Genomic DNA, 11,920 nt, shown 5'->3' with positions numbered 1-11,920 from the left:
TAAAGTTAGTTTGTCTAGCATCTAAAAATAAAAATTGACGTTTCACGTTGTTTGTTTCGTTCAGTTTTCAAAGAACTACTCGGCCACTCATTTGCGACTTCCTTATGTTAACATCTTCGTTTTTCGATGTCAACTAAGTTTTTCAATTTCTTTTTTGTCATTTTCTGCGTTTCCGCATCAGCGACGTTTATTAATATATCACGCAGTATATATAGGGTCAATACTTTTTATAAAAAAATTTCACATCCCGTTAAGGAGTTAAAAAACCTTTGATAACCATCATTATTTCCGTTCGTTCTTCATTCCTCCTTATTTCATATCTTATCGCTTTAACATAATCTCCAGCGAATGAAAATTCTAAATTTTGTGTTATATTATTATTATAGGAGTGTGGTGAGAATGAGCATTAAATATTCAAACAAAATCAATAAAATTCGGACCTTTGCATTAAGCTTAGTATTTATCGGCCTCTTCATTGCATACTTAGGTGTCTTTTTCCGCGACAACATTATTATTATGACAACATTTATGATGGTTGGTTTTTTAGCTGTTATCGCTAGTACTGTCGTTTACTTTTGGATTGGTATGTTATCTACAAAGACTATACAAATCATTTGTCCAAGCTGCGATAAACCAACAAAAATGCTCGGTCGTGTCGACGCATGTATGCATTGCAATCAACCTTTAACACTTGATCGAAATCTAGAAGGAAAAGAATTTGATGAGAAATATAATAAGAAGAGCTATAAATTATAGGGATATAGGGTACAGTTCTATTTACAAAGCTAAAGAAGTTTCAACTCATTAAAAAGTCGATTTCTTAACCAAGAAATCGACTTTTTAATTTTTCCTTATTAAACTGAAGTTCCCGTTAGTTTAATAAGGAAAAAGGCTATTAGAAAAACGATGCCTTTCATATCGCTTACTGTCTTCTTCTAAAATTTATTATGTCTATTTTTTCGATATTACAGTAAACATCCCCGTCATGTTGGGTGAGTAATCTTTAAAATTATATTTTTCATAGAATGACGTTTTACCTTCTGATGCAAACAAACCAACAAACGCTTTATCCGGTGCAGTCTGATTTAAGTATTCAACTAAAGCACTCATTATTTTCTTTCCAATACCATTCTTTTGATAATCTGGATGAACCACTATATCTTGAATATAGAAATAGATAGCCCCATCACCAACAATTCTCCCCATACCCACAATTCGATTATTATCATTGACTGTGACGCAGTAAATAGAATTTTGAAGTGATGTTTCCACCACTTCAAAATTCATATAATTAGTCCACCCGACAGAGTCACATAAATACTTGTATTCTTCCAATGTTGGAATGTTATTTTTAATCTCATATGTTTTCAAAGCGCATCCCCCAAGATGTTATTTTCACTACATAAAATCTATTCGACGCAGTTTTATCTAACCCTCTTACTAACGTAACTTGCTCCCATGGGCCTTTCCACTTAACGCTGTAATTCCAAATAAACATAAGATACCTTTATATAATAAAAAAAGAGGCTGACGTAACCGTCAGCCTCTTTTTTTATTATATATTACGCCTTATGACACTCTGGACAAACGCCATAAATTTCTAAGCGATGACTATTAATAACGAAGCCTGTCGTTTTCGCAGCTTCCTCTTCAAGCTGTTCCAATCCTCCATAAGGAAAATCAACAATCTTACCACATTTTTCACAAATCACATGATAATGTTGACTTGTAACATAATCAAATCTACTTGAAGCGTCTCCATAAGTTAATTCCTTTACAAGTCCAACTTCTTTAAATACACGTAAGTTATTATAAACAGTTGCAACACTCATATTTGGAAACTTACCTTCTAATGCTTTATAAATGTCATCCGCTGTTGGGTGCGTCATAGATTCCACAAGGTACTCTAAAATAGCATGACGCTGTGGAGTAATGCGTACACCCGTATTTTTCAGCATTTCTAGCGCTTCTTTTAATTCTTCTTTGACCACCGTCATGCACCCCGATTCTATACGGATTATTATTTTATAATTCTTATAAAGAGTGTACTCCTTTTCTTATAAATCGTCAATATTTCTACTATAAGTATGTGGTTTATTTTTGTATATAGCCTTATTCTTATGTATCTTTCCCCAGTTTCTATACATTTACATAGAAAAAAGTGCGACATAATCGCACTTGGAATACTATCATCTGAGGAGGTATGCCCTACACTTCCACTTTATGTAAGACGATAAAATATGTATAGACACTTGCCTTACTTCTATATATTTTACCTCCACTATAGGTTTACTTTATATAAGAAAGAACGTCCTCGGTATGCCCTTTTACTTTTACCTTACGCCACTCTTTTACAAGTTCACCGTCTTTATTAATAAGAAATGTCGAGCGTTCGATTCCCATATACTCTTTCCCGAAGTTCTTTTTCAATTTCCAAACATCGTACAATTCTGCCACTTTATGATCTTCATCTACTAAAAGTGTAAATGGAAGTTCATGCTTCTCAATGAATTTCAAATGTCTATTCGCTGAGTCAGGGCTTACACCAAGGATAACCGTATCCTTCTCTTGAAATAATCCATATGCATCACGAAAATCGCATGCTTCTGTTGTACACCCTGGAGTCATATCTTTCGGATAAAAATATAGAACTACATTTTTCCCGCGAAAGTCAGCTAAGCGAACTTGTTCTCCGTTACTTCCTTCTAACGTGAATTCCGGTGCCATTTCTCCTACTGTAATCATTATTATCACTCCTTATTGTTTCTTTTACTATATCAAATGCGATCTTATTTTTCATTGTCTATTACAGACCTCATCACAAAAGCAAACGGTAATGTATATCCAATCAGTGCTTCTCCGATTGCAATCCATCTCCCTATTCCAATCGGAGCTATGTCACCATATCCAACGGACAATAAAGTGACTGCACTAAAATATAAACAAATTTCAACAAGCTGAAAAGAATGAGCGGTCAACCTTTCACCATCTTCTTTCAAAACTGTAAAACCCATTTCCTCTAATACAACATAACTTAATCCAAATGCAATCAGTACTGTTGTATAAATTAAAAATAACGAGGCTAAATTATATAACGAAAAGAAACGTTTTGAATCTGAATACGAACTCCATAATAATTGGACACTTCTTAAAATAGCTACTGCTGCAATTAATAGAATAAATCCCCATAACATGTCCTCCACCTCATTTTATATGTATGAGATGGGCGGCTGATTTATCCCTTTGAAACGAACAAGCTTCTATAATTAATTCCCCGCACCACGATATCGTTTTACCCCTTGATTCCAGAGAGTAATTGCAATAGTAAAGCAAATGACACCAACAATTGGCGTTGCAAATGCATAGCTATTCCACTCTGTTTTTCTTAAGAAGTACGCCGCTGGGTATACTCCAACAAATGCAAATGGTAAAACAAACGTTAAAATGAAACGAATTACACGGTTATAAATATTAACAGGATAGCGGCCATAATTACCTATGTTATACATAAGCGGCATAATGGAACTTTTCGCATCCGACCAAAAACCAAGGCTCGCAAGCGTAACAAATATCCCGCCATACACAAGCGCTCCTCCTCCTACCATCAGTAAGAATAGGAAGAAATCATACCAGTAAAAGGATAAATTTAGTTCCACTGCTGCGTATCCCATTACAATAATTCCTGTAACCGCTCCAATTAAAGATTCAAGTTCCATTCTTTCTAATATAATTTGAAATAAGCTATGAATTGGTCTCGTCAATACACGATCCATTTCACCTTTAATAATGTAACGATCATTAAAGTCCCATATGTTAAAGAATGCTGAAAAAATGGCAAACGGTACTAAAAAGAAACCATAAATAAAGATGACTTCTTCTCGGCTCCATCCTTTTAATGCTTGTGTATGCCCAAATACTACGAGAATAAAGATTAAATTAACCGCTTGTAGTGATAAATCCGAAAGTAATCCGACGATAAAATCGCCTCGATACTCTAATTTAGTTTTTATATATTGGCTTGCGTATTGCAAAAATAATTTTATATATAGCATCCTATCATCCCCCTTGTACAATTAGACGTTTTCTCGCCGTTTTCCACATGAGTACAATTGGAATAATAAGTATAATTGCCCAAATTACTTGAAATAACAAAGCTTCATATAACTCACTTCCCTGTATACCTTCAGAGAAAATCATACTCGGAATATAACTAATTGCTTGAAACGGTAAAAACACCATTGCTTTTTGGGCCCATAATGGATAAAAACTAATCGGTAATAATAAACCAGAAAATAAATCAATCACAACACGTTTTGCATACATAATTCCACTATTATTAAATAAGAAGAATGTAAGCATTCCCGTCATTAAGTTTATTTGTGTATTAATGATAAAGCTAAATATTAACGATAAGAAGAAATATAACCACGTTTGAAAATTCGTTGTAATTTGTAATGAAAATAACAAAGTAACGATGACCATACCTGGGATTGAAAAGAACGCAAAACGAAATATCCCTTCGCCAAGACCTTGCATAACTTTCATTCCTAAATAGTTATATGGACGAATTAGTTCTACCGCCACACGCCCTTCTTGAATCTCCATCGCAATTTCTCTATCTATATTATTGAAATAAAAAGCACGTGCCATCCATGCGATCGCAATATACGTGGTCATTTGCGAAATAGATAAACTTTCAATATTCTCTTTCCCGCTATAAATCGCTTGCCATAAAAAATAATACGCACCGATATTAATCGTATAAATTAAAATCCCGCTGTAATAATTTGTACGATAAGCAAGCATCATTAAAAAGCGAATGCGAATCATTTCAATATACTTACCCATGCTTAATACCTTCTTCATAAATGTTACGAATTATTTCCTCTGTAGACACTTCGTTAATTTTTAAATCTTTAATTTGAAAAGCTTGTACTACTTTAGAAATAAGCATTGAAATAATAATTTCTTCATTCGGTATTTTTGCAAGCCACGCATTTTCCTCTTTCGCTTTTGACCAAACGACTTGACTATCTGGCATAACCATCGATAACATCTGATAAGAAACTGGAGCGACAAATTGAAAATGGATTTCCTTCTCTGCTCCCCACTGTGTGCGAAGGTTATTTAAAGAACCGTCATACATAATATTTCCTTCATCCAGCATGATAACGCGCTCACATAAAGCTTCAATGTCAGTAATATCATGTGTTGTTAATAAAATTGTTGTTTTATAACGTTCATTCATCTCTTTTAAGAATTCACGTATTTTCAATTTCACAAGAACATCTAGCCCTATTGTTGGCTCATCTAAAAATAGTAACGGTGGATTATGAATTAATGCTGCCGCTAATTCACAGCGCATCCTTTGGCCAAGAGATAACTTTCGGACAGGCTTATCTAATAAAGGACCAATATCTAACGTTTCGATTACGTGCTCCATATGTTCCTTATACTGAGTGTCTGAAACACCGTACACTTTCTTCAATAAACGAAACGATTCTTGTACCGCAATATCCCACCAAAGCTGAGAGCGCTGACCAAAAACAACACCAATTGTTCTCACAAATTCTTCTCTTTGTTTATGTGGATTCATTCCGTTCACCGTGATTTGCCCTGAAGTCGGAGTCAAAATCCCTGTAAGCATTTTAATCGTCGTTGATTTACCAGCACCATTCTCACCAATATAACCAACCATTTCACCTTGCTTCACAGTAAAAGACACATCATTTACTGCTGGTACTATTTTATAATTACGATTTAATAAATCGCGAAATGCCCCCTTTAATCCCGGACGACTTGAATAGGCTGTAAACTCTTTACGTAACCCTTGTACCTCAATTACCGATTTCATAATCGGACCCCCTTCCTAAATGTCACAACGAATAGTTTACCCAACTGCTCCTTCTATCACAAACAATACGTCTTTTCTAAAAACATGTTAGAATAATACATAGATTTTTGTAAGGAGATGAATTGTAGTGAATTTCACGAAATCAGAAGCATTACATAAAGAAGCTTTAGAACATATCGTTGGTGGTGTTAATAGTCCTTCTCGTTCTTTCAAAGCAGTTGGAGGTGGTTCTCCCGTTGCAATGGAACGTGGAAAAGGTGCTTATTTCTGGGATGTAGATGGAAATAAATATATCGATTATTTAGCAGCATACGGTCCTATTATTACTGGACATGCTCACCCCCATATAACAAAAGCAATTACAACAGCTGCTGAAAATGGTGTACTATACGGAACGCCAACAGCACTAGAAGTAAAATTTGCAAAAATGTTAAAAGAAGCAATGCCTGCATTAGATAAAGTCCGCTTCGTAAACTCTGGTACAGAATCCGTTATGACAACCATTCGTGTTGCCCGCGCTTACACTGGTCGCACAAAAATTATGAAATTTGCTGGTTGTTACCACGGTCATTCCGATTTAGTACTTGTAGCAGCTGGTTCTGGCCCTTCTACTCTTGGAACTCCTGATTCAGCTGGTGTGCCACAAAGTATTGCACAAGAGGTTATTACCGTTCCCTTTAATAATGTAGAAACTTTAAAAGAAGCGTTAGATAAATGGGGACATGAAGTAGCAGCTATCCTTGTAGAGCCAATCGTTGGAAACTTCGGTATTGTAGAGCCTAAACCTGGATTCCTTGAGAAAGTAAATGAGCTTGTCCATGAAGCTGGTGCATTAGTAATTTATGATGAAGTTATTACTGCTTTCCGCTTTATGTACGGTGGTGCTCAAGACTTACTTGGCGTAACACCAGACTTAACTGCACTTGGTAAAGTTATCGGCGGCGGACTTCCAATTGGCGCTTACGGTGGTAAGAAAGAAATTATGGAACAAGTTGCCCCGCTTGGACCTGCATATCAAGCTGGTACAATGGCAGGAAATCCTGCTTCTATGGCATCTGGTATCGCTTGTCTAGAAGTTCTTCAACAAGAAGGCGTATACAAGAAATTAGATGAACTTGGCGCAATGCTTGAAAAAGGAATTTTAGAGCAAGCTACAAAACATAATATCGATATTACAGTAAACCGCCTAAAGGGTGCATTAACTGTATACTTCACGACAAATACAATTGAAGATTACGATGCAGCCAAAAATACAGATGGTGAAATGTTCGGTAGATTCTTCAAACTTATGCTCCAAGAAGGTATTAATTTAGCACCATCTAAATATGAAGCATGGTTCTTAACGACAGAACATACACAAGAAGATATCGAATATACAATCGAAGCTGTTGGAAGAGCATTTGCTGCTTTAGCAGACAATAAATAATACTGTCATTACAAGGAAAAAAGAAAGGTTACCTTTCTTTTTTCCTTTTTTCTATTTCATAAATCCCGCATTAATAGTATAATTATTCATAATTATCTGTTTTATATTCTTTTAGATCGTTATTATCTCTGTGTACAAGGTGATTTACACCTTAAATAGTAAGATTATTCAATCTTTTACAAGAGGGGGGATTGACGGATGCTCAATAAAAAAAATACATGGACACCGTCTTTATTTCGAGATTATAAAAATGCAGAACATGATGCGTGTGGAATCGTTTCCGTTATGGAAAAAAGAAAAATTCCTACAAAAGAAAATATCGACCTTTGTATACAATCACTAATCAAAATGAACCATAGAGCTGGTTTCATCAATGGCGAGGGCGATGGTATTGGAATCCATATTGATGTACCAAAAGCACTTTGGAACGAAAAATTGAAAAGTAGCGGATATAATCCAACGATTGTGGATCATCCCCACTTTATCGTTGGACATTTTTTTCTAAACAAAAAAGAAAATATTGTTGACTTAAAAAATTACATTCGTACGCAATTAAACAATGAAAACTTTACTATTATTTTCGAAAGTGATGATGTAATAAATTCCGATGCACTCGGTCCACTTGGTAAACAGGAAGAACCTTTATTTTGGCAAGTTGCCCTTATCGCTGAAAATGAAGTTAAAAGTATTGAGCAAACATTATTTGCTGTAACGATAAAAATAGAGGAAAACGAAGCGATTCACGTTGCTTCATTAAGTCGTGATCATGTTGTATATAAAGTTCTAGGTGCTGGAGATACACTTGTTGCCTATTACAACGATTTACAACACCCACTTATCGCTTCAACTATGACATTAGGACATAATCGCTATTCTACTAATACATTATCTAATTTTTTTCGTGTACAACCATTTAGCATTCTCGGACATAATGGTGAAATTAATACAATTGCCAAATTACGTGATCAAGCCGAAATGATTCATGTACCACTAACGGCAGGGGGAAGTGACTCCCAAGATTTAAACCGCACCTTAGAGACTCTTCTTGTTCAATATAACTACAGCTTATTTGAAGCGATGGATATACTATTCCCACCAATTATTAATGAAATAAAACTATACGAAACAAACTTACAAAACTTATACACTTATATAAGAGAAGCTTGGGGACATTTCGCACAAGGACCAGCTGGCATTATTTCACGCTATAAAGATGAAGCTGTATTCAGCGTCGATTCCCTTGGCCTACGACCAGTATGGAAAGTAGAAACAGAAAGCTCTTATATTTTCTCTTCTGAACCTGGAGTTGTATCACCAACCGAATATGTAGAAGAACCGAAACCACTCGCTCCTGGAGAAAAGGTCGGATTAAAATGGAATGAACAAGATGAACTTGTTCTTTATGAATACGACAAATACCAAATTGAAGTATATAATCGTTTCCAAAAACGAATCGATGTTAACAATTATCATTTAAACTTATCTATCCCTGAAGCGAAAGAAATCCAAGGATTATGTGATTCTGTTCAAGTTGAAACGAAACAGTACGTTTCTTTCGGGTGGGATCGAGAGCATATTCAGCTCCTTGAACAGATGGCAACAAAAGGAGTTGAGCCAATTCGGTCACTTGGTCATGACTCGCCACTTGCTGCACTCGATACGGATAGACGAAATATTGCTGACTTTATTAAGGAAAGTGTAGCCGTTGTTACAAATCCAGCAATCGATCGCGATCGAGAGGTCGAACACTTCTCCACACGGACGATACTTGGAGAGCGTCCAAGTTTATTAAGCGGCGCTAAACAGCCATTTGTAGTTGAGATGCTTTCACCAATTATTTTAGAAGGAAGTGTTGCACAATCTATCGCAGAGGAATTGCACACAATTACGTACGAACAACTTATACAGTTGTTCGTTACACATAGTTCTATCGCTACAATTTCTGCCACCTTCAGTCCGTTAGAAACTTTACAATGCGCATTAAATCGAATTAGTTCCGAAGCGATAGCTGCCGTTAACAATGGTGCTTCCCTACTATTATTAGATGACGCAAAAGCTCATCTAAATGAACAGTTATGGATGGATCCACATTTAGTTACCGCTAAAGTACATCAAGTATTAAGTGAAAATAAATTACGCAGAAACTGTTCTCTCGTTATACGTTCTGGTGCCCTTCGTTCCTTACACGATATCGTCACACTATATGGATTAGGAGCAGACAGTATTAATCCATATTTATTGTTCGCGACCGTAAATGATGGATCAAAAACACCAATTATGAATCTGTATAATGCACTTAATAAAGGACTAGAGAAAGTCATTTCAACAATTGGAATTCATGAGTTACGTGGTTACGGCCGCCTCTATTCCTCTATCGGATTACATGAGGAAATCGCAAATATATTACAAATTACGAATTTCTTCGGTTCAAATGATTTAGCTTTTTCACTTGAATCGCTTGCTAAAGATGCGAAATCGCGGGCAAATGATTATAACAACCCTAAAATTAGAATGCGAAAATCATTTCATATATTCCCACGGATTTGGAAAGCAATTGGTGATGTTGCAAAAGGAAATTCTTATGATGATTACCGCGAAAAGTTAAGTGAATTAGAAGACAGTAATCCGATTGCAATCAGACACCTTGTTCAAACGAAACAAACAAAGCATGTCGTTCCGGCTGAAGAAGTGTCTATTAGCATTCAAAATCATGATTTACCGTTTATTATTAGTTCCATGTCATTCGGTTCTCAAAATGAAATTGCCTTTCGTGCATATGCAGAAGCTGCCGATCAGCTAAATATGATTAGTTTGAACGGTGAAGGCGGCGAAATTAAAGATATGATTGGCAAATACCCAAATACACGTGGACAACAAGTTGCATCTGGCCGATTTGGAGTAAACGCTGAACTACTAAATTCATCAAATTTAATTGAAATAAAAATCGGTCAAGGCGCAAAACCTGGCGAAGGCGGACATTTACCAGGTTCTAAAGTAACCGCAAAAATTGCTGAGGCACGTAACGCTACAATTGGATCAGATTTAATTTCGCCTTCTAACAACCATGATATTTATTCGATTGAAGATTTAGCTCAAATGATTACAGAAATTAAAACGGCTAATCAACTTGCAAAAGTAGCTGTAAAAGTCCCTGTCGTTCCTAACATTGGAACAATTGCTGTCGGTATCGCTAAAGCTGGCGCTGATTTTATTAACATTAGCGGATTTGACGGCGGAACAGGGGCTGCACGTATTCATGCATTACAACATGTAGGTCTTCCAGTAGAAATCGGTGTTAAAGCTGCTCACAACGCTCTACTAGAAGCAAGTATGAGACATAAAGTAGAAATTTGGGCAGATGGTGGTATTCGAAGTGTAAATGATGCCTTAAAAATCATGCTTCTTGGAGCAAACCGTATTGGGTTTGGTACATTATCAATGATTGCCATCGGCTGTACAACTTGCCGTGGTTGTCATCTAGATACTTGCCACGTTGGAATTGCAACACAAATTGAATCTGAAGCACAAGCGAAAGAACATGGATTACGCCGCTTCGTCCCGCGCGAATTAGAAAGCGCAGTTGCTGGCCTATTAAATTTATTCACCACTTTCGGTTTAGAATTAAAACGGTTAACAGGGCAACTCGGTTATACAAATTTACAAGAAATTGTCGGGCGTTCCGATTTATTAGAACAAGTTCGAGGTCAAGATTTGTTAGAGTTATGTAATTTACTACAAACGATAGAAAATTCAACTGTTACAACAAGAGTATCTGTGGAAGAAAAACAATTTGAAACAGTGCATTCTCCTCACTCAAAAGAATTAGTAGGAGTTGGCGTAGAACAACGAGTTATGGGCGGTTTAGAATCTTGTTATCGCGTTCGTAGTAAATTATATGAAGATACAAAGCTTGAACCACTTACATTAAAGTATACAAATGGCTCTGTTCCTGGAAATGGATTAGGTGCTTACAATAGTGAAAACTTATTTATACACGTAAATGGCGGCGCACAAGATGGCATTGGCAAAACTTCATTTGGCGGTGGCATTTATATAACGAAAGCAAAAGGTAAAAATGGAACATATTATAATGGGTCTGTCGGAAAAGGATTTGGATATGGTGCACAAAAAGGTGCATTATACGTGCAAGGTAACGCCGACGCTCGTGCTGGTATTCGCCTTTCTGGAGCAGACATGATAATTGGAGGGAGAATGACAAAACCACTCCGTGAAAAAGAGCAAGGAAATATAGGATCATACTCGAATATTAAAGGTTTCGCTTTTGAATATATGACAAATGGGCGGGCTCTTGTTTTAGGAGATCCTGGTCCATGGATCTGTGCTGGTATGACTGGTGGTGTTGTTTATTTACGTCATGATTCAAACTTAGGTTTAACAGAAAAAGCCTTAAAAAGAAGAATCGCAAAAGGTGCAAATGTTACATTACAATCAATTAGTAAAAATGGTGTGCAAGATGTAACTGAACTATTGCTAGATTATATTCGTGTATTAAATGAGCATGAGCAATATGAGGAAGTTGCTTTGTTAACCCCGTTACTAGATGATATGCAGCAGCAATTTTTTGAAATTATCCCGAAAAAGGAGCAGGCTGATCCATCTATCTCAACTGAGTGATATAT

The 11,920-nt window shown here is 36.2% G+C and carries 10 protein-coding genes; 3 read left to right on the top strand and 7 right to left on the bottom strand.

The genetic code is table 11. The features are described from left to right. Positions 1–399: 399 nt before the first annotated feature. Positions 400–756: a YgzB family protein gene (locus JDS98_RS25600; RefSeq protein WP_000025051.1), complete on the top strand. Its 357-nt coding sequence runs from the start codon at positions 400–402 to the stop codon at positions 754–756. A gap of 195 nt (positions 757–951) precedes the next feature. Here JDS98_RS25600 and JDS98_RS25595 read toward each other — a convergent pair whose 3' ends face one another. The 7 genes from JDS98_RS25595 to JDS98_RS25565 form a co-directional block, all read right to left on the bottom strand. After that, positions 952–1,371 (bottom strand): GNAT family N-acetyltransferase, encoded by a 420-nt coding sequence (locus tag JDS98_RS25595; protein ID WP_000860626.1) that lies wholly within the window; start codon positions 1,369–1,371, stop codon positions 952–954. Between the two features lie 191 nt (positions 1,372–1,562). Beyond that, a complete protein-coding gene (gene perR / locus JDS98_RS25590; RefSeq protein ID WP_000237831.1) occupies positions 1,563–1,991 on the bottom strand; it encodes a peroxide-responsive transcriptional repressor PerR in 429 nt (142 codons plus the stop codon). A 298-nt stretch (positions 1,992–2,289) separates the two neighbouring features. Continuing rightward, on the bottom strand, positions 2,290–2,745 hold the full coding sequence (bcp, locus tag JDS98_RS25585) for a thioredoxin-dependent thiol peroxidase (protein ID WP_000633719.1): 456 nt from the start codon (positions 2,743–2,745) through the stop codon (positions 2,290–2,292). 44 nt (positions 2,746–2,789) lie between these two features. Beyond that, positions 2,790–3,194, bottom strand: a complete 405-nt coding sequence (locus tag JDS98_RS25580; protein ID WP_000964354.1) for a potassium channel family protein — start codon at positions 3,192–3,194, stop codon at positions 2,790–2,792. Positions 3,195–3,266: 72 nt separating this feature from the next. Beyond that, complete coding sequence (locus tag JDS98_RS25575; RefSeq protein WP_000965746.1) at positions 3,267–4,052, bottom strand: ABC transporter permease; 786 nt, start codon at positions 4,050–4,052, stop codon at positions 3,267–3,269. Between the two features lie 4 nt (positions 4,053–4,056). Next, a complete protein-coding gene (locus JDS98_RS25570; RefSeq protein WP_000521521.1) occupies positions 4,057–4,848 on the bottom strand; it encodes an ABC transporter permease in 792 nt (263 codons plus the stop codon). Further along, entirely contained in the window at positions 4,841–5,854 is a 1,014-nt protein-coding gene (locus tag JDS98_RS25565; protein ID WP_098711275.1) for an ABC transporter ATP-binding protein, read from the bottom strand. The genes JDS98_RS25570 and JDS98_RS25565 overlap by 8 nt, the downstream gene beginning before the upstream one ends. Positions 5,855–5,981: 127 nt before the next feature. Here JDS98_RS25565 and hemL point away from each other — a divergent pair, with 127 nt between their 5' ends. After that, complete coding sequence (hemL, locus tag JDS98_RS25560; RefSeq protein ID WP_199634471.1) at positions 5,982–7,280, top strand: glutamate-1-semialdehyde-2,1-aminomutase; 1,299 nt, start codon at positions 5,982–5,984, stop codon at positions 7,278–7,280. A gap of 198 nt (positions 7,281–7,478) precedes the next feature. Continuing rightward, positions 7,479–11,915 carry a glutamate synthase-related protein gene (locus JDS98_RS25555; protein ID WP_097957040.1) on the top strand — a complete coding sequence of 1,479 codons (4,437 nt, stop codon included), beginning with the start codon at positions 7,479–7,481 and terminating at the stop codon, positions 11,913–11,915. Positions 11,916–11,920 lie beyond the last annotated feature (5 nt).

It is taken from the genome of Bacillus cereus group sp. N11, from assembly GCF_016483605.1.
In the GTDB taxonomy this organism is placed as follows: Bacteria; Bacillota; Bacilli; order Bacillales; family Bacillaceae_G; genus Bacillus_A; species Bacillus_A toyonensis.
The sequence above is the reverse complement of the archived record's forward strand: the minus strand, read 5'-3'. Positions and strand labels throughout refer to the sequence as shown.